Origin of the sequence: Mucilaginibacter corticis (assembly GCF_007558865.1) — a bacterium.
Classification (GTDB): domain Bacteria; phylum Bacteroidota; class Bacteroidia; order Sphingobacteriales; family Sphingobacteriaceae; genus Mucilaginibacter; species Mucilaginibacter corticis.
Window position 1 is genome coordinate 539,328 of record NZ_VLPK01000002.1, and the last position, 26,351, is coordinate 565,678.

The window sequence follows — 26,351 nt, forward strand, 5'->3', positions numbered from 1 at the left end:
GCATTTTTGAATGCTGCGTTTTTGTTGGATGCTAACCAGTTGTTTTTCCTTACGTTTCCCTTTTTGTTTTTTCTATACTTTTTTTATTTGATGAATAAATCAATTTAATTACTGTCTGATACTCTTTTGGTATTCAAACACTTAACCAAACAAATATACTTATGTTTTTTTAGCTACAAAGTAATCATAAAAAAGTTTTTTAATATAAAACTTACGTCTTTTTTTATGGAATGTGCAAAATATAATGTATTATTTATAACTTCACCATAATTAAAAACGTAATAAGGTTAAATGCGGAAAATTTGCTCAATCCTTCTTTTGATATCGGTTTCTCTTACTGTCTACGCAAATGCACCAAAAGATGTTACAGCAAACGATACAACCCAGGTAAACGCGTTAAATAAAAATGGATTGGGTAATGTGTTATCTCACCCGCAGGAAACTGTTGACGATGCTAAAAAAGCCCTTGAAATGGCTAAGGCTATCGGTTATACAAAAGGGATAGCAGAAGCTTACCGGGTAAAAGGGATAGGAGAATATTATCTGACCAAACCTGATAGCGCACTCAACAGCTATTTTGACGCGCTTAGCCAATACGAAAAACTAAACGACGAACGCGGCAAGGCCAAAGTATATAACAACATAGGTAACCTTTACCAGATGGTTGATTATGATAGAGCCTTAGAATACCTGGAAAAGGCAAAAGTAATTGCCGAAAAAACAAAAGATAAGCACCTTATTGCGTCTTTGTACTTAAATATCGGTAATGTTTATAACCGAAAAGCCATGTACAATAATGCTTTATCGTATTATGAGAAAAGCTACCAACTATTTAGTGATTTAAAAGACCCTATAAAGTTAGTATTATGCCTGCAGGATCTGGGTGTGATACACTATTTTCTGCATGATTACGAAAAAGCCAAACAATTTCTATTAGAAGCAAATAAAAGTGCTAAGGATAAAGATTTGAATGTCAACGTGGCAACCATCAACATGACGCTTACCGATATCTACCTTGCTGAAAGTAATTTTGACGAAGCCGAGAAATATATAAAGGAAGGTAAGACCTATGCCGAAATTATTCATAACGAGAAGGATATTTATGATTTTAAGCATTCGGCCTATGAGTTGGAAAGCAAGCGTAAAAATTACGCGAAAGCGCTTAGTATTTTAAGTGAGCTTTACAAAGCAGATAGTACAGGTTTTAAAACAAACGTATCAACCAGGCTTAATTTTTTACAACAAGAGCAAAGCCGGCTTGCAAAGGCGGCTGAGGAAGAAAATAATGCAAAGATAAACCGGGTAATATTTTGGTCTATTACTATTACAGCGGGTTTGCTGGTAGTAGTTATTGTGTTACTGGTGGGTAGCGTAAAGCGCAAGGCTACCACAAATTCACAACTACAGGAACTTAACAGTGAGATATCGCGACAGAAGGACAACCTTGACCGCATAAACCACCACCTTGAAGAGATCATTGACGAACGAACGAAGGACCTTCAGGTGAAGAACAAAAAACTATCAGAATACTCATCTTACCTTTCACACCAAATTCGCGGCCCTATAGCTACCTTAAAAGGTTTAATGAACCTTGAAAGAGAAGGTTTGGTAGACCAGCTTGAATGCATCAACATGATGGATAAATGCGTATCAGAAATTGATGAGAAGATCATTGAAATGAGTGATATGCTGCATGACCCAAGCCGTACCGGCTTTTAAGCTTTATCCTTTTTACATCGGGAAAGAGGCATGGATCCGGGGTTCTAATAAACCCAGGTACACACAATACCAGGATATCATTTGCAGGATAAGTAATTGCCTGTGTTTTTGATAGCCTTCGGTTTCAAAGGCAAAGATCTTCTTACCGGCAGTTACAAAAAAGCCTACTTCGCCTTTTCTTGGCTTAAAGCTCGGTCTTGCACTTTCAAAAGCTTTTACCTTTAATTTACTCTTCGAATCATGTATCGTCGCTGCTATCGGCTTCGTCGTGTGTGATATTGCAATTAAGTAATTTGACATAACGGTAGATATTTTTGTACCTGTCTTATTACAATTGTTACTCCAAAAGTGCCGTATAACAACGACGCCGCGAAAAACTTTACATTTTTCGCGGCGTTGCTTAATTTTATTTACCAGGGATTAATTTTTTAATCTTTAATAAAAAAATCTGTACATATTTTAATTTTTGACACTTTTAAAGTGTCGTATTTATCAAACGGTTTTGTACAGCAATTATACCCTTACAGGTTTGGCATTGCGTAATTCTTCATAAAGTAAGATCACTTTACGCTGTAAATTAACGATTTCGGCTTCGCGGTCAACCAGCTTTTTTTGCACGATGCTTAAATTAGACGGTTGTTGCTCAACCTCCTCAGCATCCATTGACAATAGCTGCACAACATCTATTTCATAAATGTTTGCAATTTGCTCAAGCCTTGACAAGTTAATGTCGGTAACACCGGTTTCAATTTTTGAAAAGGCAGGGATCGAGATCCCTAAACGGTTAGCCACATCCTCCTGGCTCCAACCATGTTGGTGACGAAAGGTCCTGATATTTTTACCAATCGTTTTGTTTGTTTTCTTCTTAAGGCTATCAATCATTTCAGTATAGTTAAAATTGTCGCGGTGATAACTATAATCCAAAACACATGCCATAACCCAATTAGGAGTTATTTAGCTTAAAATAGTAAAAAGAACAACAAATGATCCGTCTAAAACGGGGAATTTATTCCACAAAATATGGGGAGTGGTAATTAATTATTGGTTATTATACTCAGCTTGGCAAACTTTAAAAGCAATTGTTTTTGCCCAATTTCTTTAAAGAAGATGGTAGCCTTAATATCCGGTTTATTTCCTTCCAAACTTATCACTTTGCCAAAGCCAAAGCGCTCGTGCTCAACTTCCATACCTACCTGTAGGTTTGAAGTGTCAGACGGTTTAAAGCCAGCTGATGGCACATGCGCCTTAGCCAATATAGAAGTAGTTTTAACAGGTGCTGATGCCGGTTTAGGCTTCGGTTTTGAAAACTTATCGTCCGTACGGCTCCAGGCAGAACGTTCATCGTCATAGTTAAGGCTACCTGTGTTGTTAACCGGTTTGGCGGTAAAATCAAGTTCAAGGTATTGCGCGTCAATTTCATCCAGAAAACGACTTGGTTCGCAGTTGATCAGCGTGCCAAATTTAAACCGCGACGTAGCATAGCTTAGGGATAATTTCTGCTCGGCACGGGTTACGGCTACATAGAAAAGGCGGCGCTCTTCTTCAAGATCAGTACGCGAATTGAGTGCCATCTGTGACGGGAACAAGTTCTCTTCAAGCCCAACCACATATACCTGCGGAAATTCCAGTCCTTTGGATGAGTGTATGGTCATTAATGATACCGTGTCGGCATCTTTGTTTTTATCGTTATCGTCGTTGGTAAGCAGGGCAATGTCCTGCATAAATACATCAAGGCCCTTTTCTTCAATATCCTCGCGTTCGCTAAATTCCTTGATCCCGTTCAACAACTCCTGGATGTTTTCATAACGGTTAAGCCCCTCTACAGATTTATCCTCATAAAGGTCTTTTAAAAGGCCTGAGTGCTGCGCGATGTACAAGGCGGCCTCATAGGCGCTCTGGCTTTTTGTAAGCACCTGGAAGCTCTGTATCATTACCGCGAAGCCGGTAACTGATGCGGATACACGTCCTTCCAAATATTTTTCGGGCGCTATGATCACTTCCCATGGCGTAATACTGTGCTGATCGGCGGCAACAATGATCTTATCAATGGTAGTATCGCCAATACCACGACGCGGGTAATTGATCACACGCTTTAAAGCTTCCTCATCGCTGGGGTTAAAGGTTAGCCTGAAATAGGCTATCAGGTCCTTGATCTCCTTACGCTGGTAGAATGACAAGCCCCCGTAAATTTTATACGGCGTGCCCATTTTGCGCAAAGCCTCCTCCATAGAGCGCGACTGTGCGTTGGTGCGGTATAAAATGGCAAAATCATTCCAACGCATACCTTTAGTGGTGCGCTGGTGCATTATCTCTTCGGCAACCAGTTTGCCTTCCTCATTATCGCTGAAGGCGCGCATTACCTTTATTTTATCGCCGTTTTCTTTTTCAGAAAATACGTTCTTTTTAAGCTGTTCTTTATTGTTGGCGATGATGCTGTTGGCAACATTTACAATATTTTGGGTTGACCGGTAATTCTGCTCCAGCTTAAATATTTTCAGGTCGGGATAATCTTTTTCGAAGTTTAAAATGTTCTGGATATTGGCCCCACGGAAAGCGTAGATACTTTGCGCATCGTCGCCAACCACACAGATATTCTCGTTTACAGCAGCCAGTTTCTTCACGATCAGGTATTGCGAGAAGTTGGTATCCTGATACTCGTCCACCATAATATATTTAAACTTATGCTGGTATTTGTTTAACGCGTCAGGATAGCGTTTAAACAGCAGATTTGTGTTAAATAACAAGTCGTCAAAATCCATAGCGCCGGCGCGGTAACAGCGCTGCACAAAGTTTTGATAAATAGCTCCTAATAAAGGACGGCGTGATTCAATATCGTCAGCTTGGATCTGATCATTCTTTTGATACTCTTCCCACGATACCAAATTGTTTTTAGCTGCTGAGATACGATTAAGTATAAGATTGACGCTGTACAACTTATCGTCAAGGTTCATTTCCTTTAAAATGGCACGGATAACGCTTTTGCTGTCATCAGTATCATAAATAGTGAAATTGCTGGGGTAGCCAATTTTGTCGGCCTCAACGCGCAGGATCTTCGAAAAAACAGAGTGGAAGGTACCCATCCAGATATTTTTAGCTTCGGGCCCGACTACGTGGGTAATCCGCTCACGCATTTCGCGCGATGCTTTATTGGTAAACGTTAATACCAGTATGTTAAACGAATCGACCCCGCTGCGGATAAGGTGCGCCACACGGTAGGTAATAACCCGGGTTTTGCCCGAACCTGCACCGGCAATGATCATTACCGGGCCCTTAATTTGTTTAACTGCTGCTTGCTGTTCGGGGTTTAATCCTGCTAAGTAATCCAATGCTTTTCCCTCTTTTCTGTGAGCAGCGAAATTAAGATTTTACCCTGAAAGCCGAAAACCAAATAGGTAAAAGAGCGAGATAAAACTGGCGGTAATTACAGTGGTAGCGTAGAGCGGGTGAGTCCTGCGCGCTACCCCTTGAATTGGCCATCGCAATTAATTACATTTGATACCAAATCAAATCCTTTATGCGTATCCTCTCCAATGTTCTCTTATTGATCTTGTTAACGGCAGTCTTGCAAAATGCACATGCCCAAACCTGTTATGAACTCAACTCCGGCTGGAAGTTTAAAGCCATAGGCAGTGTGACGGATAAAGGCGAAGCCATATCAACTACAGGTTACGCGCTTAACGATTGGCAGCCTGCTGTGGTGCCCGGTACGGTACTGACATCGCAAATAAAAAATAAGCAAGTACCCGATCCATTTTACGGGATGAATAACAAGCAGATCCCTGATATATACAGAACCGGCCGGGACTATTATACTTATTGGTTTGCTAAGGAGTTTAAAGAGGTTAAAGCACAGGGCAGCAACCAGGTGTACCTTAATTTAAGAGGGGTAAATTACAGTTATAACGTTTTCTTAAACGGGCACCAGCTAAATGAGCAATTAAACCAGGGTATGTTTTTGCGCCGCAGCTATAACATTACCAAATGGCTGGCAAAGAGCGGCAATAACCGCTTAGCTATTATTGTTTACCCGCCCGACCCGGTAGGCAACCCCAACGGTGGCCAGGGTGGCGATGGTACCATAGCCAAAAACGTGAGCATTCAATACACAGCAGGCTGGGACTGGATCCAACCTATCCCCGACAGGAATACCGGTATTTGGGACAAGGTTACCATTGAGAAAACCGGCGCGGTACGCATTACCGACCCGCATGTGGTTACATTGGTACCGGGTGTAAGGATGCCAGAGTCAGCGCAGGAACCGGCAATTATACAGGTGTCAGCACATTTGCAAAATACTACGGGTAAAGCAGTTACAGGTGTGTTAAAGTATAATCTGGATGGTAAGTCGGTGGCAAAGAATGTTACACTTAAGCCAGGAGCGGAGATTGATGTGCAGTTGAGTGACTATTCACTTAAAAACCCCAAATTATGGTGGCCAAACGGTTATGGCCCGCAAAATCTGTATCATTTAAACTTACAGTTTGTTACAGCGGCCAATAAAATATCCGACCAGAAAAATATCGAGGTAGGTGTGCGGCAGATAACTACCGAATGGAACAGCCATACGCAAAGCCGCCAGGTAAATGTTAACGGGCAAAAGATCTTCATTAAAGGCGGCAACTGGATCGTGTCTGACGAGTTGTTGCGATTCTCTAAAGCGCGGTATGATGCCGAGGTGCGTTTTCACAGGGATATGAACCTGAACCTGATCCGTGTTTGGGGCGGCGCGCTGATTGAGCGCCCGGAATTTTATGAGGCTTGCGATAAATACGGGATCCTGGTTTTTCAAGATATGTGGGGATCAGGCGATTGCAACGGCCGCTGGCAGGATCCTAAGAAACTGGAAGACCAGGCCACCCGGCGTAAATACCCGGATGACCATGCGTTGTATATCCGTTCGATAGCCGATCAGATCAAAATGATCCGCAATTATGCTTCACTGGCGATATGGTGCGGGGGCAATGAAATTACCCAGCCTGATGATATTCTGAAAGCCGTACGCGATACCCTGATGCCGACACTGGATAATACCCGCTGGTTTGTTGATTTTTCAAACTCGCTGGATATGTCAAAGACAGAGAAGGGCACCAATGGTGACGGGCCTTACGGGATACAGCATTTGTCTGTCTTCTGGGCACACCGCACTTACCCTTTTAATTCAGAAGTTGGGTCTGTGGGGATAGGGGATTATGAATCTCTGAAAAGATTTATCCCCGAAAAAAATATGATCGTACCTGATTATAACAAGTCTACGCGTAAAGAAAAGGTTGATTCTGTTTGGGATTACCATACCTATATAGGATATGAAGATTTCATTGATAAATATGGTAAACCAAAGGATGTTAAAGATTTTGCAGAAAAGGCGCAATTGGTTAATTACGACCAATACCGCGGACTGATGGAGGGCTTTAGTTCGCACATGTGGGACTGGTACACCGGTAGTATTATCTGGAAAACGCAAAACCCGTGGTCGGCTATGCGGGGGCAGATGTATGATTATTATTTGGACCCTAATGCTTGTTTATACGGCCTGCATAGCGGGAGCGAGTTAAAGCATATTATGTATAACCCGACGGATAGTACGGTGAGTATAGTAAATAATGATGTAGAATCGCAAGTGAATAATTTTGCAACAGTGAAATTATACACCATAGAAGGCAAGGAAATACCTGTAGCCGCAACACCGTGCGATCCTGAAGTAACGGGCGTAACCAAGCTTTTATCCATCAAAAAAGAAGTTGCCGCTGCCGCGACAGATAAAGGCGCTTTCCTGGCGTTGAGGCTTACCCGACGTGACAGCAAACTGATCAGCGATAATGTGTACTGGCTGGCAGATAAAAACGGCGAGTACAGCGGCTTAAACGAAATGCCGGCGGCAAAGCTTATCATTACAGCAAAGCCAATTTCAAAAGGAAAAATAGCAGTCACATTGACCAATAGCAAGCAAGGCCCTGTTGCTTTCTTTAACAGGATCTCGCTTATCAACCCTAAAACGAATGAGCGGGTGCTGCCAACTTTTTATTCGGACAACTACGTATCGGTTTTACCGGGTGAGCAAAAGACAATTACACTGGAATATGATCAGCCGGTGCTGAGTCCTAAAGTGTCGGTAAGAGGATGGAATTTGAAAGAGCGAATGGTGGAAGTGAAATAAACACGAGAGTTGTTCTGAGCGATAACGACTCACGTGTGACAAGCAAGCAAATAAAAAGACCCGGCTTTTAATAAAACCGGGTCTTTTTACTTATATAAGGTTAAGCCTTTTAGCTTTCACTTTTAGGCTTTTACCTCCAAAATCAATCTGCTTTATAAACGTTGTTCTTCAGATCTATATCCGGTAACTGGTGATCCGGATCGATCACGATACTTTTGATGACAGATGTTGACGGGTATTTGAATTTCCATACACCGTTGCGTTGCCATACGTTTACAGGCAGGTGCAGTAACTCTGTCTTGCCGTTAGCCTGGGTTATTTTCAGTTCGACAGGCATGGCCATCTTTTCTTTATTCACAATGGTGATGATGGCGCCGTTTTCCGGTCCGCCGGTGTAGCTTACGCTTTCTATCGCCTGGTCAAGTTTCCAGGTGGTGAAGAACCACGGTTTAAAGAACCAGTTCAGGTCCTCGCCGGCAGCATCATTCATCGCGCGGAAGAAGTCATACGGCAAGGGGTGTTTCATCGCCCAGTTGTTAACATACTCATGGAAGGCATAATCAAAACGCTCAGGGCCCAGGATAACATCGCGCAGCATATCTAAACCTAAAGCGGTTTTGTTGTAATACTGGCCATAATCGTTTAGGCCGATAGCTTCAGAAGGTGTCATCAGCGGGTCGTTGCTTTTGATATAGCTCCTTAACACTTGTTGCGCATTGGTGCCCGAATACAAGGCAGGTTTACCGTTCAAACCTTTTGGCGCATACTCACCGTTATTGAACATCAGGGTTGAATATTGGTTGATGAAGGTGTTAAAACCCTCGTCCTGCCACATGTATTTACGCTCATTGCTGCCAACGATCATCGGGAACCAGTTGTGGCCGATCTCGTGCGTAACATCGCCCCACAGGCCGCCGTCTTTTAATCCGCTTAAGCAGAAGATGATACCCGGGTACTCCATGCCCAAAGCCACGCCGGATACGTTAACGGCCGAGTTCCATGGGTATTCAATATAAGCTTTCGAGTAGATCTCGATGCTGTTTTTCAGGTATTCGGTCGAACGTCCCCAGGCATGCGTGCCCGCGCTCTCGATAGGGTAAACCGACTGCGAGATACATTTACGGCCTGATGGCAGGTTAACTTTGGCTGCATCCCAGATAAAGGCGGTAGAAGCGGCCCATGACACGTCGCGGGTGTTCTCCATTTTGAAGTGCCAGGTTAGCGAACCTTTAGACGGACGGGTAGTTGGTTTGCCAACTTCGCTATCTGAAATAATAGTTACGGTTTTGTCGCTGTTACGCGCTTCGTCCAGGCGTTTTTGTTGTGTTGGTGTAAGTACCTCGCTACCATTCAGCAGGTCGCCTGATCCGGCTACGACCATATTTGCAGGCGCGGTGATATAATAATCATAATTGCCGTATTCGCAGTAAAACTCGCCGAGGCCCATGTAGGGCAGGGTGTTCCAGCCTTCCACGTCGTCATAAACACACATGCGCGGGTACCATTGCGCTATCTCATATACCATGCCCTGCTTAAATTGCTTGCGGCCCATACGGTCGGCACCATAAAAAGGTATGGAGAAGGCATAGTTTACCTTTACCTGGATCTGGTCGCCTTTACCGCCCAAGGGCTGGTTTAAGCGTACCTGCATACGGGCGTCGGTGATAACCGGTGTAACGGTATAGTTTTGGCCCTTATAAGTAACGGTTACCGACTCAACCTTAACACCGCCGCGGCCAAAGCCTTTCACGTCGAAACGGTCGCCGGTGATAGGGGTTACCGCAGCACCACGGGAATCAGGGCGAAACAGGTTCTGATCCAGTTGCAACCATAAATAGTTCATATTGTCGGGGCTGTTGTTGGTATAGGTTATGGTAACATCGCCCATGATGGTAGTATCCTGCTTACCTTCGTCAAGTGTGGCATGGATCAGGTAGTCGGCACGGTTTTGCCAGTAGTTTGGACCCGGCTTGCCGGCAGCAGAGCGTGTACCATTGCTGGTAACAGGCCATACCACAGGTCCAAACAGGTCTGAGTGGTTATATTTTAAGGTGTCGGGGCTTTGCGCCGATGCGTTAAATGCAACAGCAAGCCAGCCGCATGCAAAGAGCAAGTAGTTTTTAAAGTAATGCATTGATCAGTTAATTTGTAAAGAACAAATAAAGCGAAATAATATGTGATTGCATAATGTTGCCTATTGAGTTGTCAAATCGGCCCGACAGGCAGGTTGTTGGTGTACCAAACTGAATGTGTCCCGGCGATACACTTTGGTACACCCGTTTTTGTAAGATGTTTATAATAAGAAAGTTAATTTCATAAACTCGCTTTCATGATACAGTTTGGTACACTTTTTTGTGTAAACCTATTTCAGGGCAAATCAAACTACTAATAAATGTAATCGTCCTGCAAAACTTTTCCACTTTGCAATTCATTTATTTTAATAATCGCATTTTTACATCATGAACCGTTTAGCCAACTCCACATCCCCATATTTATTACAGCACGCCAATAACCCGGTTAACTGGTACCCTTGGGGGACAGAAGCTTTGCAAAAGGCCAGGGACGAGAACAAACTCATAATTGTGAGTATTGGCTACTCGGCTTGCCATTGGTGCCATGTAATGGAGCATGAGAGTTTTGAGGATGAACAGGTGGCTGCGGTAATGAACGAATATTTTGTGTGCATTAAGGTAGACCGCGAAGAACGACCGGATGTAGACCAGATCTACATGAGCGCCGTGCAACTGATCAGCGGCAGGGGTGGCTGGCCCTTAAATTGTATCTGCCTGCCTGATCAGCGGCCTATATATGCCGGTACCTATTTCAGGAAAAACGACTGGACAAGCCTGCTTTTTAACCTGGCTGATTACTACAAACAAAAGCCCGAAGACGCACTGGAATATGCCACACGCTTGACCGAAGGGATCCAGAAATATGAATCGATAGGTTTTGTTGCGACGCAGCCTGATTATACTAAAGCCGATCTTGAACTGATCGTAAATAACTGGAAAAAATACTTCGATGGTGTTGAAGGCGGCATGGGCACCGCGCCAAAGTTCCCGATGCCAAATAACTGGCAGTTCTTGATCCGCTATGCGCATTTAATGCAGGATGATGAAATTGCGGGATTAGCCAAGCTTACCCTACAAAAAATGGCTGATGGGGGTATTTACGACCATTTGGGCGGTGGTTTCGCGCGTTATTCGGTTGATGGCCTTTGGCATGTGCCGCATTTTGAGAAGATGCTGTATGATAACGGACAATTGATCAGCCTGTATGCCGAAGCCTATACCTGGCAGCCTGATGAGCTATATCGGCAGGTAGTTGCCGACACGATAGATTTTGCGGTGCGCGAACTATTATCGCCTGAAGGCGGATTTTACTCGGCGCTTGACGCGGATAGCGAAGGTGTGGAAGGCAAATTTTATATTTTTGATAAAGAAGAGGTCAAAGCAGTATTGGACAACGAAGCCGAACTATTCTGCATCTATTACCACATCACCGACGAAGGCAACTGGGAAGAAGAACAAACCAATATCCTATTTAAACGGGGAAATGATACTGACCTTGCAGAAGCCATCGGCATCCCCGTTGATGAAATGCTGGAGAGCATAGCGGCATCCCGTAAAAAACTGTTTGAAGCACGCAGCAAACGCATCCGCCCCGGGCTGGATAATAAGATCCTGGCTTCATGGAATGGGTTGATGTTAAAAGGATTATGCGAAGCTTACCGGGCATTTAATAAAACCGAGTATTTATCCATTGCGCTAAAAAACGCTGACTTTTTAATTAATAACTTAATTAAAGACGGCCGGATAACTCGCGTACATAACTCCCTCTCCTTTGGAGAGGGCCGGGGAGAGGTCGCCTTTCTTGACGATTACGCTAATGTCATCGAAGCCCTGATAGCCTTATACGAAGTCACCTTTGATGAACAATGGCTAACTCAAGCAGTGCAATTAACAGATAGCGCCATCGCTCATTATTATAACGAGGCAAGCGGCATTTTCTTTTTCACCGCCGATGATGACGAGCAACTCATCGCCCGTAAATCAGAGATCATGGATGGGGTGATCCCGGCATCAAACTCGGTAATGGCGCGTAACCTGCAAAAGCTGGGCTTATTGTTTGATAATGCGCAATACCTTGACATATCGGCACAGCAATTACGCAATATCATGCAGCACCTGGCTAAATATGGTTCGGCCTATTCAAACTGGAGCATTTTATTGCTTGAAGAGGTATTTGGCACTTTTGAAGTTGCGATAGTGGGTGATGATGCGGAGGCTTATCGCACAGAAATGGAAAAAAATTACATTCCCAATAAAATTATCTTGGGCGGTAAAAAAGGAAGTTTACCTTTGCTGCGCGACAAGTTTAGTGATAGCACACAGGTATTTATTTGCAAAGACAGAACCTGTGGATTACCAGCCGCAAATATTGAAGAGGCCTTAAAACAAATTAAAGCCTGAAACATTTAATAATATAGAGAAGCAAGCACTCATGGGTGCCAATATTTTACCACTAACGAATAAATTATTCTAATGAAGATTGAACCACAACATGTAGTGTCATTAACTTACGATTTGTATGTTGACCAGGAAGACGGCAGCGAAGCTTTAGTAGAAAGCGCTACACAAGAGCAGCCGTTAACATTTTTATTTGGAGCAGGCCAGATGCTGCCAAAATTTGAAGAGAACTTAAGCACGCTATCAACCAATGATACTTACGATTTCCGTTTAACGCCGGAAGAAGCATACGGCGAGCATGACGAAGAGGCAGTAGCTAATTTGCCGCTTGAAATGTTCCAGGGAGCAGATCTGCCGGAAATTGGCTCGATATTGCCTTTACAGGATAACAATGGCAATCATTTCCAGGGCCAGGTTGTTTCTGTTGCCGAAGATTCTGTTATTGTCGACCTGAACCACCCTATGGCCGGCCAGCCTTTACATTTTAAAGGAACCATCATTAACGTTCGCCCTGCAACTGCCGAAGAACTTTCGCACGGTCACGCGCACGGTCCGGATGGTCATCACCATCACTAAAAAATAAATACCGGCAGTTGGTTAATTAATAACCGGCTGCCGGATTAATACTTAAAGTCCCTGATATATACTTCTCCCGAGTCGCTTACTATGCAGAAAACACTGATCTGCGATGTAATGGTCTTATCATTCAGCGTAGCAGGGATAAATGTTTTGTCCTCGTCGCTTAAAGTGCTTGTATCCATAGTATAGGTAATAACGTTTGTGTCATAACGTACAACGTCAATATTGTATTCAGCCAATCTCCCCATCGGGCTTACCAATAATTTCATAACAACCAGGTAATTGCGCAGGTAGTACTTATCTATGTATGGTGTTAAAAGCCGGATATAAGGTATATATCCAAAAAAGCGCCCGCCAAGCCTGATGGGTGGTGATGTTTTGTCGCTATCCTTTAATACATAATCTACCTTGTAATGAATACGCGATAAGCTATCATGCGGTGCTTCGTACAGCAGCATGTTGTTATCGTAATTAAAGTTTTCTAAAGGCGTACCATCGGGCGCAAAAAAATGCCAGAGCCCGGTTCTTTTATTATCCTTATAAATACCGCTGGCAATTACCGTTTTTTTATTATACAATACGCGGTACGTGCCCTGTTTAATTTGCTGTTTGGCTTCAATAACAGCTTGAAATTGCTCTGTAAGATTATCGGTGAGTTTGTTTTTCCGTGTGACTATATGCTGCGCAAAGCAGTTTACAAAACAAAAGGTAAAGGTTAGAAACAGGAGCAGGTTTTTCACAGGTGATATTTTTGGCAATTTAATATTTATTAAAATACAGCAAAAACGTAAATGTTTTATATTGCAAGGTATAAATGAAATAATATGGCCGCGTCACCCGATACATCAGGATTTAAAACTGTCCACTTTTCTGAAACCACCATTACCGAACTGATGATACCCTCGTACTCCAACTTTGGCGGTAAGATCCACGGCGGTATATTATTGTCGCTGATGGATAAGGTAGCCTACGTATGCGCGGCCAAGCATGCGGGTAATTATTGCGTAACGGCGTCTATTGACACCGTCGATTTTTTACAGCCTGTTGAGGTAGGCGACCTGGTATCACTAATGGCATCGGTAAACTACGTAGGTAATACTTCGCTGGTGGTAGGGATACGGGTGGTGTCAGAGAATATTAAAACAAATGTGATCAACCATACCAATACCAGCTATTTTACCATGGTGGCCAAGGACGAAAATAATAAGCCGGCACAGATCCCCGGGTTGATATTAGAGAACCGCGACCATGTAAGACGCTTTATTGAAGCTAAAAGGCGTAAAGAGATCAAGCAAAATTATAAAAATGAAGTAAATCAAATAGCTGTACCTGAGGGTATTAGCGAATGTGAACAACTATTAACCGGAGAACGGGTAATCTTAATCAATAATTAACGTTTGCTATTAAGCGAGTGTTATTAAATTAAATAAAAGTTTTTTACAAGTATTTAATTTATATATTACACTCAAATTACAAATCTAAATATTGATTAATCCCCAAACTTAGTAGATGGCTTTTTTAAACAACGTGCTGGAACCTCCTGCATATGGATGGACCGACGCGAATGGTGACCTGGCAAAGCCAACTCCGAAACAACTTTTTAAAGAATTTTTTTCAAGGTTAAACGTATTTAAAGACAAAAAAAACTGGCTCTCTTTTACCAGTTGGATGATGATTGTGGTGCTTGCACCATTCCTCTTCCTGTTCATATTTAAATATTTCACCATCAAATTATTGATAGTAGCCTTTGTTTACAGCATGATTGTTATGGGTACCCACGGTACCATCTGGCACCACAGGTACTGTACACATGGCGCATACCAGTTTAGCAATGGCTTTTGGCGTTTCTTTACACAAAACCTTACGCTTAAGATCATTCCCGAAGAGATCTATGCGGTATCGCACCATGTGCATCACGCTTTATCAGACCAGCCCGGCGACCCTTACAACGCACAGGGCGGCTTTTTATACTGTTTCCTGGCGGATGTAAACCATCAGCCAATAAACAGGCAAATGAGTGAGAAGGATTATAACTGCTGCGTTAAGTTGATGAAACATACAGGCGTACAGGTAAATACATACACGCAATATCAAAAATGGGGTACGCTGGCTAATCCGCTTAAAACTGTTTTAAGTGTCGCATTAAGCTGGGGACTTTGGTTTGCCGCGTTTTATTTGTTCGGCGGGATAGGTCTTGCCTGCGCCATGTTTGGTGCAGCCGGTTTTTGGGCCGTTGGCGTACGTACCTTTAATTACGAAGGCCACGGCAAAGGCGAAGATAAACGCCGCGACGGTATTGATTTTAACCGCGATGATATGTCTATCAACCAGGTTTGGCCGGGTATTGTAGCAGGCGAGTGGCACAATAATCACCACGCTTATCCAAACAGTGCGCGTAGCGGTTTTAAGCCGTGGCAGGTTGATAGTGCCTGGTACTACATTAAATTTATGAGCATGATAGGTGCGGTAAGCTCATACCGCGACTCGAAAGAACAATTTTACAGTGATCATTACGGCATTCAAAAGGCAGGTAAGGCAAGTATTAAAGCAAGTCCTGTCGAGGTATTTGCGATTCCCGAAGAAGCATTGATCGTAGAAACGGTTTGATCAACTAACATAACCAATTATAGCAGGCCCGGTATTAATTTACCGGGCCTGTTTGGTTAATATGCTGTATCATCAGGCATAAATTGCTTAGTAATATCTTTATGGCATTAGGTTTTTTATTAATAAAGTTATTATGTTTGGTAAACCTATATTATAAGAATTTTTAATGCTTGCTATACAATCATTAATTGCCATAAAACCAGTAATATACAAACTAATAAAACTAAAATGTTAAAGCCATTGGCAACTGCCGATAGTGATAACCTAATATGCTGACAAAATAATTATGAAATTAAAATTAGGAATGATAGGTGGCGGACAAGGTGCTTTTATAGGTGCCGTACACCGTATTGCCGCACGTATTGACGGCGATTATGAATTAGTATGCGGTGCTTTCAGCAGCGATCCTGAAAAATCAAAAGCCAGCGGTGTGGCCTTAGGATTGTCGGCAGACAGATCATATAGCTCATACCAGGAACTAATTGAAAAAGAAAAACAATTACCTGCCGACCAACGGGTACAGGTAATAAGCATAGTAACGCCTAACCATGTGCACTTTGGCCCAACAAAAATGGCTTTAGAGAACGGCTTCCACGTAGTTTTAGATAAGCCGATGACTTTCTCATTAGCGGAAGCTAAAGAATTGGAAAAAGTGGTTACAGCAAGCGGCAAATTGTTTTGCCTTACCCACACTTACACCGGTTACCCAATGGTAAAAGAAGCTAAGCAATTAGTTAAAAGCGGTAAGATCGGCAAGGTGCGTAAGATCTATGTGGAGTATCCGCAAGGCTGGTTAAGCACTTTTTTAGAGGGAGAGGATAACAAACAAGCCTCATGGCGTACTGACCCGGGTAAAAGCGGTATAGCAGGCGCGATGGGCGATATCGGCACACATGCTTTTAACCTGATGGAATACGTAACCGGTTTACAGGTTACCCAGATCTGTGCTGACATTAACATTGTAGTTGAAGGCCGTAAATTGGATGATGACGGCGCGGTACTGATAAAAATGAATAACGGTGCAAGCGCGGTACTTACAGCTACCCAAATAGCCGCCGGCGAAGAAAATAATGTAAAGATCCGTGTATATGGCGAAACAGGCAGCCTTGAATGGCAGCAATGGGATGCTAACACTTTGGTAGTTAAAATGAGTGGTGAGCCATGGCAGATCTATCGTACAGGCGGCGGTTATGTAAGCTCGTTCGCTACACATAATACCCGCACACCGGGCGGCCATCCTGAAGGTTATTTAGAGGCATTTGCTAACCTTTACCACAACTTCGCGCTATGTGTTAAAGCGCAGCTGGAAGGTACGCAAGCATCGCCTGAGGCGCAGGATTACCCGGGCATTGACGAAGGCGTAAGAGGAATGGCATTCATAGAGAATGTAATAGCCTCTGGCAAATCAGACATTAAGTGGACTAAATTCAACGTATAAATTTTATGAAAACAATAAAAGGCCCTGCTATATTTTTAGCACAGTTTTTAGGCGATAAACCGCCATTTGATACATTGGACGAGATCTGTAAATGGTCGGCCGGTTTAGGTTTTAAAGGTGTACAGATTCCAAGCTGGGCAACCAGTTACTTTGATCTGCAAAAAGCGGCAGAAAGCAAAACCTATGCCGACGAGATAAAAGGCCTGGTAAACAGCCACGGCTTAGAAATTACCGAACTGTCAACCCACTTACAGGGCCAGCTGGTAGCCGTTAACCCGGCTTATGACGACCTGTTTGATGCTTTTGCCCCGGCAGAGGTACATAAAAACCCCAAAGCAAGGCAAGAGTGGGCTGTACAGCAGTTAAAGTACGCGGCAAAAGCATCACAAAACCTGGGCTTGAATGCGCATGCAACCTTTAGCGGTGCTTTGTTATGGCCAATGGTTTACCCATGGCCGCAACGCCCGGCAGGCGTGGTTGAAACCGGTTTTAAAGAACTGGCGAAACGCTGGTTGCCTATCCTTGATGTATTTGAGGATAATGGCGTAGATGTTTGCTACGAGGTACACCCGGGCGAGGACCTGCACGACGGCATCAGCTATGAAATGTTCTTGAAAGGAGTGAACAACCACAAACGTGCTAACCTGCTTTATGATCCATCGCACTTTGTTTTACAATGTTTGGATTATCTGGAGTACATAGACATCTATCATGAGCGTATCAAAGCATTCCACGTTAAGGATGCCGAATTTAACCCTACCGGAAGGCAGGGCGTTTACGGTGGCTACCAAAACTGGGTTGAGCGCGCGGGGCGTTTCCGTTCCTTAGGCGATGGGCAGGTTGATTTTAAATCAGTATTCAGTAAAATGGCACAGTATGACTTCGGCGGATGGGCCGTTATGGAGTGGGAATGTGCTTTAAAACATCCTGAAGATGGCGCAAGAGAAGGAGCCGTTTTCATTAAGGATCATATCATCCGCGTAACGGAGAAGGCTTTTGACGATTTCGCGGCAGCAGGATCTGACGAAGCATTTAACCGTAAATTGCTTGGAATAGATTAAAATTAATACATTTATAAACCAATTATAAACTAAACTTAAAAAAACACAATGCAAATTAATCGTGAACAACTGTTCAGGGCAAGCTGTTTGTCCCTGTTGGTTACATCATTATCATTTGGTATCCGCGCCGGTATATTAAACAAACTTGGCGTTGATTTCCAATTGGATAAAGCACAACTGGGGTCCATAACCGCTACAGCTTTCTGGGGTTTTCCATTAGCGGTAGTTATCGGTGGTTTTATTGTCGATGTTATCGGCATGAAAAAACTATTGGTATTGGCTTTCCTGTTCCACTTAGCCGGCATATTGCTAACTATCTTTGCCCAGGGCTTCTGGACATTGTATATCTCAACCTTGCTGGTAGGTTTAGCCAACGGAACTGTTGAAGCAGCTTGTAATCCCTTGGTTACTTCGTTATATACTGATAACAAAACCACTAAACTAAACCACTTTCACCTATGGTTTCCGGGTGGCATTGTTATAGGTACGCTAATTGTTTTACTGTTTAATAAATTAGGTTTAAACTGGCAGATCCAGGTAGGAATGATGCTGATCCCTACAATTATCTACGGATACCTGTTTTCAAAACTGGATTTCCCGGTTACAGAACGTGTTGCATCAGGTGTAAGTACCGGCGATATGTACAAAGCGATATTAAATCCGCTGTTCATATTCATGTTTATCTGTATGTTCGGCACAGCTATCACCGAGTTATTTACCGGTCAGTGGATTGACGTATTGCTGAAAAACGTAACCCAAAATGCCTTATTGATCCTGACATTAGATACCGGTGTTATGGTTATAGGCCGTGCTTTTGCTAAACCGGTTTTGAAAAAAATTACACCACAGGCCTTACTGCTCATATCTGCCATACTTGGTGCAATAGGTATTTACCTTTTAGGTACACTTACCGGTAATGCGGTGTTCTTTGCTGCTATTGTCTTCGGTATGGGGGTATGTTTCTTTTGGCCAACCATGCTTGGATTTGTTAATACCAACATGCCCGAAACTGGCGCCTTGGGCTTAAACCTGATGGGTGGCGCGGGTATGTTTGCCGTATCTGTTTATACCATGATCATGGGCTCTTACTACGACAGGATTGTTGCCGACTCGCACGGTGATGACGCGCTTGCAGGAGCACAGATATTACATGCAACATTAGTTATTCCGTGTGTATTGGTTGTAGCGTTTATCGGATTGAATATTTATATGAAAGGCCGCAGTAAAAAGACTGCTGCCGCTATACAGGTGTAATCACTTATTCAATAAATAATAGCAAAAGCGATGGGTTTTAAACTCATCGCTTTTTTGTTAACAATCATTAAAGGATATTACTATTTTTAGCAATTGATCTTATTTAAAACAACCACACTACTAATGAATCCATCTGTTAAAATTAAATTATCGGTAATGATGTTCCTTCAGTTTTTTGTCTGGGGAGGATGGTATGTTACCATGGGGCCCTTCGCAGGGACTAACCTGCACGCAACCGGCGCACAAACCGGCTCACTTTATTCCACACAATCATGGGGCGCTATTATTGCTCCGTTTATAGTAGGCATGATCGCCGACAGGTTTTTCAATGCCGAAAAGATATTAGGAGTATTGCACATCATCGGTGCCGTGTTAATGTACCAGGCATACAAGGCTGCTGATATTTCTGCATTTTACCCTTACATATTAGGTTACATGATCTTGTATATGCCAACGCTTGCATTGGTTAACTCGGTTTCATTTAATCAGATGAAAGATACCGAAAAAGAGTTTTCATCCATACGCGTTTGGGGCACAATTGGCTGGATAGTTGCCGGTTTGGCTATCAGTTACCTTTTTCATTGGGATTCGGCAGAGAACCTGTCAAAAGGCTTTTTAAAATACACTTTCTTAATGTCGGGCATTGCCTCATTAGTATTGGGATTGTTTAGCTTTACCTTGCCTGCTACGCCACCTAAGCCATCAAACGGCGAGAAAGTTAGCATAGCGCAGATACTGGGTTTGGATGCTTTGAAACTACTTAAAGATAAAAACTACCTGGTTTTCTTTATCGCCTCGATCCTGATCTGTATCCCACTGGCATTTTATTACCAAAATGCCAATAGCTTTTTAACAGATATCAAGATCGATAACCCGACAGGTAAAATGACCATTGGCCAGATCTCAGAAGCCGCATTTATTTTGGCACTGCCTATTTTCTTCAAAAAATTCGGCTTTAAATGGACAATTGTAGTGGGTATGCTTGCCTGGGCCTTACGTTATGCCATGTTTGCTTATGGCAATGCCGGCGAGTTAAGCTTCCTGTTGATTATAGGTATAGCGTTGCACGGGGTATGTTATGATTTCTTCTTCGTGTCCGGGCAGATCTACACCGACTCGAAAGCCGGTCCGCAATACAAAAGCGCCGCACAGGGTATGATCACTTTGGCCACTTATGGCGTGGGTATGTTGATCGGTTTCTACATAGCCGGTTTGATATCTGATGCCTACAATGCCGGTGGCGTTCATGATTGGAAAATGATCTGGCTGATCCCTGCGGGTATTGCTGCTGTAGTAATGGTATTGTTCCTGTTGTTTTTTAATGATAAAACTAAAACAGAGGTAAAAACTTAGCTGCTTAAATAGCAATTAACAGCGATGGGTTTTAAACTCATCGCTTTTTTTACGTCTATACTGTACAATCAATCACAGATATTACTAATTTTAGCCAACTAAATACAAACACTAATTTCATGACAAATAGAAGAACGTTCTTAACACAGGCAGGTTTACTGTCGGCAGGTGTTATCATTGCGCCAAACTTGTTATCGGCCAAACCTGTTAAAAATGTAGGTCTGCAGCTATACAGCTTGCGCGACCAGTTACCTAAAGATGTAAAAGGCGTTATTGCCAAAGTTGCAGCAGCAGGCTACAAAGAAGTTGAGCCTTTTGGTTACAGCAAAAAAGCCGGTTTCTGGGGCCTTGACCCTAAAGCTTTCAGCAGCTTATTAAAAGCAAATGGTCTGAGCACGCCAAGCGCGCACTATGATATGAACGAATACTTAGGTTCGGGCAAGATGGATAATTTTAACGATTACATCGAGGCTGCTAACGCTACCGGCCAAAGCCATATCATCATCCCGTCAATAAACGGCGAATACGTTAAAACTGTAGACGAGTGTAAAGCCGTTGCAGAAAAAATGAACAAAGCAGCCGAGATCTGCCAAAAATCAGGCTTGAAATTAGGTTACCACAACCACAATTTCGAGTGGAAACCAATTGGTAATACCACGTTTTACGATACTGTTATAGATAACACAGATCCTAAGCTGGTAGCTATGGAGATGGATATTTACTGGGTAGTGCGTTCGGGCAAAGATCCGTTAGAGCTTTTTGCGAAACACCCGGGCCGTTTTGAGTTTGTACACATTAAAGATATGGACAAAACCAACAACGGTTTAAATACCGAAATTGGTACCGGTACAATTGATTTTGTGAAGATACTGGCACAGGCTAAACAAGGCGGTGTAAAACACTTTATTGTTGAGCAGGAAAACTATACCAATATCGATCCTTATGTAAGCATTACGCAAAGTGCTAAGTACATTAAGGATAAGATAAGTATATAAGTTAAAAACTTATTGCTTCAAATTTACCCGTCATTGCGAGGAACGAATCAATCTCTACGCGATAGGTTATCATATACCAAGCCTATGTAGAGATTGCTTCGTTCCTCGCAATGACGTTTGTTTTGAAAAGGATATCACCATGATCACCATAACAAACATTCATAAAACATTTAACAGGGGCAAGGCCAACCAGGTAAACGCGGTTAACGGGCTTGACCTGGTTATTAATGATGAAGAGTTTGTGGTGATAGTAGGATCGAACGGATCCGGTAAAACTACGTTGCTGAACCTCATCTCGGGTAGCCTGTTACCTTCATCAGGCACCATCGATATCAACGGCGACGATGTTACCAAACTGGCCGACTACCAACGCAGCAAATGGATAGCACGTGTTTTTCAAAACCCTATGAGCGGTACGGCATCCGAATTAAGCATTCTCGATAATTTCAGGCTGGCTGCCATACGTACAAAGGTTAAGGGTTTAACCATTGGTATAAACGATGCTTTTAAGCAGCAGGTTAAACAAAAGATAGCCACGCTGGGCATGGGCCTTGAAAATAAGATAGATCAGCCCATGGGTACTTTATCGGGCGGGCAGCGCCAGGCGCTAACCTTATTGATGAGTGTGATGGACGAGTGTAAGATCTTATTGCTTGACGAACCCACCGCGGCACTCGACCCGCGATCGGCAGAAGTGGTGATGAGCACTGCCGATAAATTAAGTAAAGAATTTAAACTGACCACAATATTAGTCACCCATAATTTAAAAGATGCCTACAATTATGGAACGCGTATTATCCAGATGGCAGAAGGCGCTATCATTAAAGATTTTGCCGCCAAACAAAAAGAACATTTAAAACAGAATGACCTGTTTGAGTGGTTTGGATAGTGTAGCTATGCCAGGCCCCGTGCGATTCCCTCCCAACGGGAGGGTGCAGGGAGGGGTTTCGCAAAAATGATATATTCACTAAACCCCTACCTCCTCCTTCCCCAGGGAAGGAATCGCACATTCCCTTGCTTTTGTATTGCACATCTTTTTTGGCAAACTTATTGTATTCATCCAACCACTATGATGAACAATAAATTTCAAAACATATCTGATGCGTACCAGCTGGTTAGCGGTGCCAGGATCAAAGGCAAAAAGCAAGACGAAATTTTTGAATTGGGCGAATACGATGCCAACAAAAGGGGATACACCGTATACCCGGTTGACAACGGCGTGAGGTATGACGACTTTAGTGTTGTAGTAGCCGAAAAAGAACTGAAGAACAATTTCCTGATAGAGGTAATAAAAGCGAGCATAGCTGCTTAAAAAGCAATGTCATTTCGAAGCGATAGCGAGAAATCTTAAAAGATATGCTACGGATCGCTTTTATAAGATTTCTCACTCGTTCCTCGTTTCGAAATGACAGGGTGGAATTTATTTTTTGTATGTAATCTTAAAAATAGTCCCTTTACTATCGTCTGTTACGTATAATGATCCGTCAGGGCCTTGGGCCAATCCGCATGGACGGTGTACAGCGGCACCAGATGCCTTTTGTTCTGCAGTGCCTGCAAATCCATCAGCAAATACTTCCCATTTTCCGTCAGGTTTACCATTTTTAAATGGCTGAAATACCACACAATACCCGTTTTGTGGCAACGGTGCGCGGTTCCATGAACCGTGAAATGCTATAAAAGCGCCATTCTTATATTTCGCCGGGAACTGGTTGCCGGTGTAAAATAGTAAGCCATCCGGCGCATAGTGTCCCGGGTATGCGGCTACCGGATTGATGTATTTAGGATCGGCACCTTTTACGCCATCACCGCCATATTCAGGGCCCATCATGTTTTTGTGTTTCTGCCAGTCGTAATAAACATACGGCCAGCCTGCGTTATCGCCTTTTTTTAGCGCGAACATACATTCGGCAGGTAGTTCGGCAGATTGCTGCTGTGTATATAGTTTCGGGAAAAGGTCATGCAGCGCATCGCGGCCATGCTGCATTACAAATAGCTGGTTGTCTTGCTGGTTCCAGGCAATGCCCACCACATTACGTAATCCCCAGGCATAGTGCGATTCTTTGCTATAAGTTTGATTAGGCACGTTAGCTTTAAACTGCCAGATCCCGGCGGTCGAATCTAAAATAGGGCAGCCGGTGCGCTTTTTGTCATACTCTTCGCAAATGTTACTTGGCGCACCAATGTTCACGTATATATTGCCATCATTGTCTAAAGTTAATGCTTTAGGCTGATGATGGTCAATGTCGATCAGTCCGTGAACAATAGTTTCAGGGCTGTTTGGATCGATAACCTGGTTATTGGCATCAAGCTTATAACGGAATACCGAGTTTTTTGACGATGCATATAAATAACCATCTTTAATAGCGATGCCTGTACCGCCGTAATCGCCGAAACTGGTTTTTACGGTAGCTTTTCCGCCTTCTTCGTGCAGCACAACAATGCCTTTACTTTTGCGGGTGCTGGCCATGTGTACATAAATATCATGTTGAGGTGTAACTACCAAATGCCTTGCGCTGCCCAGGTCGTCAGCAATTACTGAAAGGTCAAACCCGGCGGGCACCGTTATACCTGCTACGGCAGCTTTGTTTTTTACCGGCGGATCATTCTTTAAAGCGTTTAATGATAAAAATCCGCCTACTGCAGCCAGCGGTAATAACAGGGAGAATATTCTTTTATTTTTCATGGTTCTAAGTTTATCTATCAAAAATAAATACAAATAATATGAAAGCTGTTAACCAAATAAAATATTATCAAAGCTTTTACAATCCGTTCAAAATTTTACACTTCGAAATTTAGTATTGAGTAATTGGTTTATTTAAGAATTTAATTCTTAATAATAAATGTTATGCAATTTAATTGAATATGTTGATTAAACCATCGGTGGTTATTTAGCGTCATAGAGGTATAAATATTAACAATATGAAAAAGATAGCTTTAATATCAGCAATAGCATTAAGTGGTTTATTTTTTAACACTGCAAATGCACAAATACACATAGGTTTTGGTATCCATATTAATACCCCGGCCGTTAGGGTTGTAGCCGCCGCACCGGTTTACACCGAGTACACTCCAGCAGACGATTATTATTACCTGCCGGATGTTGACGCCTACTACAGCGTACCCGAAAGATGTTATTATTATAACGATGGCGACAACTGGGTAACCGCCACTTACCTGCCCGGCGAATACCGTAACTACGACTGGAGAAGCGCACGCCATTATGAAGTACGCGCAAACCGCCCTTATTTAAATGCGGATGTTTACAGGGCTAGATACCGGGGTAACGTTTATGACTGGAGACGTTTCAATGATCGCAGGTTTTATGCCCGCGAAGACCGCAGGGATGATAACTTCAGGTTTGAAAGGCGCGACGACCGCCGTGGTATAGCGCATGATGACAGCCGTTTCCAACGCGATTTTGGCCGCGGTCCGCAAAACTGGTCAGCGCCGCAAGGCAGAAACAATGACCGTGGTCCGCAAAACTGGGGTAACCGCGATCAGGGAAGAAACGATAACCGTCAGCAAAACCGCGATAATGGCAACCAGGGCAGGTTTGATAACCGCCAAAATGGAAACGATAACCGCGGAAGAGATAACAATTCAAACGAACACTTTGCCGACTATCGTGGTCAAAATGGTCATGACAGGTTCAGGTCTTAATATAATTTCCTCCATCATATATAATAGAAAAAGCCACTGTAAGGTGGCTTTTTTGTTGTATAAAGATTTTTAGCTTTGTTAATATTCGCTCGCCTCATTCAATAGGGCTATCGCTTCAGCATCTAATTTTAATTTTACCGCTTGTGTAGTGTCATGTAACTGACCAACAGAGGTAGCGCTGGCAATAGGGGCGGTTATCCCCGGCCGGGCAATTACCCAGGCAATGGCAACACTTGCAGGTGTTGTTTGATATTGTGCGGCTACCTTATCCAGCGCGGCCAGTATTTTTGAACCTCGTATATCAAAGTATTTTTTTACCCCACTGCCGCGAGGGCTTTTTGAAAGATCAGCATCCGACCGGTATTTGCCGGTAAGAAACCCGCTGGCTAACGAATAAAAAGTAATAACACCAATATTGTTTTTAACGCAAAGCGGTTCAAGTTCGGTTTCATAACCTTTACGATCATACAAATTATACTCGGGCTGCAGGGTTTCATAATACGCCAGTCCGTTTGCTTTGCTTACTTCAAGTGCTTCTGTAAGGCGCGCCGCGTCATAGTTTGATGCCCCAACCGCCCTTACTTTTCCCTGTTTTATCAGGTCGGTAAAGGTAGCGAGCGTTTCTTCAAGCGGTGTATTCTTATCATCGTCATGCGATTGATAGAGATCGATATAATCTGTTTGCAAACGTTTTAATGAATCTTCAACAGCTTTGGTGATGTAGGATCTTGACAGACCTTTGCCGGCAATCATGGGCTTACCCACTTTTGTAGCAATGATAACCTTGTCACGCTTGCCCGACTGTTTAAGCCAGTTGCCGATAATGGTTTCTGACTCGCCGCCCACGTTGCCCGATTTCCATTTAGAATAAACATCAGCAGTATCAATAAACTCAAGCCCCGAATCAACATAAGCGTCTAACACTTCAAACGATTGCTTTTCGTCAATGGTCCAGCCAAAAACATTGCCGCCCAGGCAAAACGGGCTCACCATAATACCTGATCTGCCTAATTCTCTTTTTTCCATAGTGATGCCTCACCTAAATCCTCTCCAAAAGAGAGG

Annotated in this window: 21 protein-coding genes; 14 read left to right on the forward strand and 7 right to left on the reverse strand. The window is 43.1% G+C overall.

Translation table 11 applies throughout. The features are described 5' to 3' along the window. Positions 1 to 318 precede the first annotated feature (318 nt). Positions 319 to 1,719 (forward strand): tetratricopeptide repeat protein, encoded by a 1,401-nt coding sequence (locus tag FO440_RS13030; RefSeq protein WP_222103978.1) that lies wholly within the window; start codon positions 319 to 321, stop codon positions 1,717 to 1,719. A 12-nt stretch (positions 1,720 to 1,731) separates the two neighbouring features. On the opposite strand, the gene FO440_RS13035 is transcribed toward FO440_RS13030, so the two are convergent. From FO440_RS13035 to FO440_RS13045, 3 genes are all read right to left on the reverse strand, one after another. After that, positions 1,732 to 2,019, reverse strand: a complete 288-nt coding sequence (locus tag FO440_RS13035; RefSeq protein ID WP_144248702.1) for a hypothetical protein — start codon at positions 2,017 to 2,019, stop codon at positions 1,732 to 1,734. A 213-nt stretch (positions 2,020 to 2,232) separates the two neighbouring features. Beyond that, positions 2,233 to 2,601 carry a helix-turn-helix domain-containing protein gene (locus FO440_RS13040; protein WP_144249149.1) on the reverse strand — a complete coding sequence of 123 codons (369 nt, stop codon included), beginning with the start codon at positions 2,599 to 2,601 and terminating at the stop codon, positions 2,233 to 2,235. Positions 2,602 to 2,753: 152 nt separating this feature from the next. Further along, on the reverse strand, positions 2,754 to 5,045 hold the full coding sequence (locus tag FO440_RS13045; RefSeq protein ID WP_144248703.1) for an ATP-dependent helicase: 2,292 nt from the start codon (positions 5,043 to 5,045) through the stop codon (positions 2,754 to 2,756). Positions 5,046 to 5,233: 188 nt separating this feature from the next. Between FO440_RS13045 and FO440_RS13050 the strand changes: the two genes are divergently transcribed. Beyond that, positions 5,234 to 7,873 carry a glycoside hydrolase family 2 protein gene (locus FO440_RS13050; RefSeq protein ID WP_144248704.1) on the forward strand — a complete coding sequence of 880 codons (2,640 nt, stop codon included), beginning with the start codon at positions 5,234 to 5,236 and terminating at the stop codon, positions 7,871 to 7,873. 142 nt (positions 7,874 to 8,015) lie between these two features. On the opposite strand, the gene FO440_RS13055 is transcribed toward FO440_RS13050, so the two are convergent. Further along, entirely contained in the window at positions 8,016 to 10,007 is a 1,992-nt protein-coding gene (locus FO440_RS13055) for a M1 family metallopeptidase (protein ID WP_144248705.1), read from the reverse strand. Positions 10,008 to 10,332: 325 nt separating this feature from the next. Here FO440_RS13055 and FO440_RS13060 point away from each other — a divergent pair, with 325 nt between their 5' ends. After that, the gene (locus tag FO440_RS13060; protein ID WP_144248706.1) at positions 10,333 to 12,345 is read left to right on the forward strand and encodes a thioredoxin domain-containing protein; all 2,013 of its coding nucleotides are present in this window, start codon (positions 10,333 to 10,335) and stop codon (positions 12,343 to 12,345) included. Positions 12,346 to 12,417: 72 nt separating this feature from the next. After that, a complete protein-coding gene (locus FO440_RS13065; protein WP_144248707.1) occupies positions 12,418 to 12,918 on the forward strand; it encodes an FKBP-type peptidyl-prolyl cis-trans isomerase in 501 nt (166 codons plus the stop codon). Positions 12,919 to 12,962: 44 nt separating this feature from the next. On the opposite strand, the gene FO440_RS13070 is transcribed toward FO440_RS13065, so the two are convergent. Then, positions 12,963 to 13,661: a toxin-antitoxin system YwqK family antitoxin gene (locus tag FO440_RS13070; RefSeq protein ID WP_144248708.1), complete on the reverse strand. Its 699-nt coding sequence runs from the start codon at positions 13,659 to 13,661 to the stop codon at positions 12,963 to 12,965. 84 nt (positions 13,662 to 13,745) lie between these two features. Here FO440_RS13070 and FO440_RS13075 point away from each other — a divergent pair, with 84 nt between their 5' ends. The 9 genes from FO440_RS13075 to FO440_RS13115 all read left to right on the forward strand — a co-directional run bounded on the left by FO440_RS13075 (position 13,746) and on the right by FO440_RS13115 (position 22,941). Further along, positions 13,746 to 14,315: an acyl-CoA thioesterase gene (locus tag FO440_RS13075; RefSeq protein ID WP_144248709.1), complete on the forward strand. Its 570-nt coding sequence runs from the start codon at positions 13,746 to 13,748 to the stop codon at positions 14,313 to 14,315. 115 nt (positions 14,316 to 14,430) lie between these two features. Continuing rightward, positions 14,431 to 15,528, forward strand: coding sequence for a fatty acid desaturase (locus FO440_RS13080; RefSeq protein WP_144248710.1), 1,098 nt, complete (start codon positions 14,431 to 14,433; stop codon positions 15,526 to 15,528). A gap of 286 nt (positions 15,529 to 15,814) precedes the next feature. Further along, on the forward strand, positions 15,815 to 16,966 hold the full coding sequence (locus tag FO440_RS13085) for a Gfo/Idh/MocA family protein (protein WP_246104217.1): 1,152 nt from the start codon (positions 15,815 to 15,817) through the stop codon (positions 16,964 to 16,966). Between the two features lie 5 nt (positions 16,967 to 16,971). Then, positions 16,972 to 18,027 carry a sugar phosphate isomerase/epimerase family protein gene (locus FO440_RS13090; protein WP_144248711.1) on the forward strand — a complete coding sequence of 352 codons (1,056 nt, stop codon included), beginning with the start codon at positions 16,972 to 16,974 and terminating at the stop codon, positions 18,025 to 18,027. Positions 18,028 to 18,075: 48 nt separating this feature from the next. Beyond that, positions 18,076 to 19,281, forward strand: coding sequence for an MFS transporter (locus FO440_RS13095; RefSeq protein ID WP_144248712.1), 1,206 nt, complete (start codon positions 18,076 to 18,078; stop codon positions 19,279 to 19,281). A gap of 123 nt (positions 19,282 to 19,404) precedes the next feature. Then, positions 19,405 to 20,634: a nucleoside permease gene (locus FO440_RS13100; protein ID WP_144248713.1), complete on the forward strand. Its 1,230-nt coding sequence runs from the start codon at positions 19,405 to 19,407 to the stop codon at positions 20,632 to 20,634. 119 nt (positions 20,635 to 20,753) lie between these two features. After that, complete coding sequence (locus tag FO440_RS13105) at positions 20,754 to 21,629, forward strand: sugar phosphate isomerase/epimerase family protein (RefSeq protein WP_144248714.1); 876 nt, start codon at positions 20,754 to 20,756, stop codon at positions 21,627 to 21,629. 139 nt (positions 21,630 to 21,768) lie between these two features. Continuing rightward, positions 21,769 to 22,518 carry an ABC transporter ATP-binding protein gene (locus FO440_RS13110; RefSeq protein WP_144248715.1) on the forward strand — a complete coding sequence of 250 codons (750 nt, stop codon included), beginning with the start codon at positions 21,769 to 21,771 and terminating at the stop codon, positions 22,516 to 22,518. Positions 22,519 to 22,698: 180 nt separating this feature from the next. Next, on the forward strand, positions 22,699 to 22,941 hold the full coding sequence (locus FO440_RS13115; protein ID WP_144248716.1) for a hypothetical protein: 243 nt from the start codon (positions 22,699 to 22,701) through the stop codon (positions 22,939 to 22,941). 108 nt (positions 22,942 to 23,049) lie between these two features. On the opposite strand, the gene FO440_RS13120 is transcribed toward FO440_RS13115, so the two are convergent. Beyond that, complete coding sequence (locus FO440_RS13120; protein WP_144248717.1) at positions 23,050 to 24,312, reverse strand: PQQ-dependent sugar dehydrogenase; 1,263 nt, start codon at positions 24,310 to 24,312, stop codon at positions 23,050 to 23,052. Between the two features lie 236 nt (positions 24,313 to 24,548). On the opposite strand from FO440_RS13120, the gene FO440_RS13125 reads away from it, so the two are divergent. Continuing rightward, positions 24,549 to 25,289: a hypothetical protein gene (locus FO440_RS13125; RefSeq protein WP_144248718.1), complete on the forward strand. Its 741-nt coding sequence runs from the start codon at positions 24,549 to 24,551 to the stop codon at positions 25,287 to 25,289. 78 nt (positions 25,290 to 25,367) lie between these two features. On the opposite strand, the gene FO440_RS13130 is transcribed toward FO440_RS13125, so the two are convergent. Next, positions 25,368 to 26,315 (reverse strand): aldo/keto reductase, encoded by a 948-nt coding sequence (locus FO440_RS13130; RefSeq protein ID WP_144248719.1) that lies wholly within the window; start codon positions 26,313 to 26,315, stop codon positions 25,368 to 25,370. Positions 26,316 to 26,351 lie beyond the last annotated feature (36 nt).

What these genes read in the sequence shown, in the direction of transcription:
- FO440_RS13035 (WP_144248702.1), bottom strand. Translation starts at nt 2,019, where the DNA reads ATGTCAAATTACTTAATTGCAATATCACACACGACGAAGCCGATAGCA.
- FO440_RS13040 (WP_144249149.1), bottom strand. Translation starts at nt 2,601, where the DNA reads ATGATTGATAGCCTTAAGAAGAAAACAAACAAAACGATTGGTAAAAAT.
- FO440_RS13050 (WP_144248704.1), top strand. Translation starts at nt 5,234, where the DNA reads ATGCGTATCCTCTCCAATGTTCTCTTATTGATCTTGTTAACGGCAGTC.
- FO440_RS13055 (WP_144248705.1), bottom strand. Translation starts at nt 10,007, where the DNA reads ATGCATTACTTTAAAAACTACTTGCTCTTTGCATGCGGCTGGCTTGCT.
- FO440_RS13060 (WP_144248706.1), top strand. Translation starts at nt 10,333, where the DNA reads ATGAACCGTTTAGCCAACTCCACATCCCCATATTTATTACAGCACGCC.
- FO440_RS13065 (WP_144248707.1), top strand. Translation starts at nt 12,418, where the DNA reads ATGAAGATTGAACCACAACATGTAGTGTCATTAACTTACGATTTGTAT.
- FO440_RS13075 (WP_144248709.1), top strand. Translation starts at nt 13,746, where the DNA reads ATGGCCGCGTCACCCGATACATCAGGATTTAAAACTGTCCACTTTTCT.
- FO440_RS13080 (WP_144248710.1), top strand. Translation starts at nt 14,431, where the DNA reads ATGGCTTTTTTAAACAACGTGCTGGAACCTCCTGCATATGGATGGACC.
- FO440_RS13085 (WP_246104217.1), top strand. Translation starts at nt 15,815, where the DNA reads ATGAAATTAAAATTAGGAATGATAGGTGGCGGACAAGGTGCTTTTATA.
- FO440_RS13090 (WP_144248711.1), top strand. Translation starts at nt 16,972, where the DNA reads ATGAAAACAATAAAAGGCCCTGCTATATTTTTAGCACAGTTTTTAGGC.
- FO440_RS13095 (WP_144248712.1), top strand. Translation starts at nt 18,076, where the DNA reads ATGCAAATTAATCGTGAACAACTGTTCAGGGCAAGCTGTTTGTCCCTG.
- FO440_RS13100 (WP_144248713.1), top strand. Translation starts at nt 19,405, where the DNA reads ATGAATCCATCTGTTAAAATTAAATTATCGGTAATGATGTTCCTTCAG.
- FO440_RS13105 (WP_144248714.1), top strand. Translation starts at nt 20,754, where the DNA reads ATGACAAATAGAAGAACGTTCTTAACACAGGCAGGTTTACTGTCGGCA.
- FO440_RS13110 (WP_144248715.1), top strand. Translation starts at nt 21,769, where the DNA reads ATGATCACCATAACAAACATTCATAAAACATTTAACAGGGGCAAGGCC.
- FO440_RS13115 (WP_144248716.1), top strand. Translation starts at nt 22,699, where the DNA reads ATGATGAACAATAAATTTCAAAACATATCTGATGCGTACCAGCTGGTT.
- FO440_RS13120 (WP_144248717.1), bottom strand. Translation starts at nt 24,312, where the DNA reads ATGAAAAATAAAAGAATATTCTCCCTGTTATTACCGCTGGCTGCAGTA.
- FO440_RS13125 (WP_144248718.1), top strand. Translation starts at nt 24,549, where the DNA reads ATGAAAAAGATAGCTTTAATATCAGCAATAGCATTAAGTGGTTTATTT.
- FO440_RS13130 (WP_144248719.1), bottom strand. Translation starts at nt 26,315, where the DNA reads ATGGAAAAAAGAGAATTAGGCAGATCAGGTATTATGGTGAGCCCGTTT.